The following is a 636-nucleotide window of genomic DNA, read 5'->3' as shown; positions in this document are numbered from 1 at the left end:
GTCACCGTCGTGTCCTCGATGGTGATCTGCACCGTGACCGGTTCGTCGGTGACGATGATCGGCGCCAGCAGCGTCAGTTCCTCGATCACCGACCGGCCCGTCCATCCGGCGGTCGTCAACACCGCCTCCAGCAGCACCGTGCCGGGCAGCAGGACCGTACCGGAGACGCTGTGATCAGCCAGCCACGGCAGGCGGCGCAGCCCAATCGACCCCGAAGCCACCACGCCATCCGGGGTCGGCACCCGCGCGTCCAACCACCCATGACCGGTATTGCCGGGGGCCGCGTCGGCGACCAGCCAGTACGGCTCGTGCTGGAACGGATACGTCGGCAGGTCAGGAACCACATGCCGCTGCGGGAAGAGACTCGCCCAGTCCACCGGCACGCCATGGCTCCACACCAACCCGGCACTACGCAGGAACTCCGCCCAACCGTCCAGATCCCGACGCAGAGTGCCCGTCACCACCGGCGCCTCAATGCTGCCCACCAGCACCGGATGCGGGCTGACCTCGATGAACGTGTCGTAGCCCTGCCCCACCAACGCCGTCACCGCATCATGGAACCGCACCGGCTCACGCAAATTACGCACCCAGTAATCCGCATCCATACCCGTGGTGTCGAACCAATCCCCCGTCACC

Annotated in this window: 1 protein-coding gene; it reads right to left on the bottom strand. The window is 67.0% G+C overall.

The genetic code is table 11. The features are described from left to right. Positions 1-605 (bottom strand): acyltransferase domain-containing protein (locus tag V6U77_RS29955; protein WP_334610086.1); only part of this gene is annotated, 605 nt, incomplete at its 3' end. Positions 606-636 lie beyond the last annotated feature (31 nt).

This window comes from Micromonospora sp. CPCC 205546 (assembly GCF_036902715.1).
Classification (GTDB): Bacteria; Actinomycetota; Actinomycetes; order Mycobacteriales; family Micromonosporaceae; genus Micromonospora.
The sequence above is the reverse complement of the archived record's forward strand: the minus strand, read 5'-3'. Positions and strand labels throughout refer to the sequence as shown.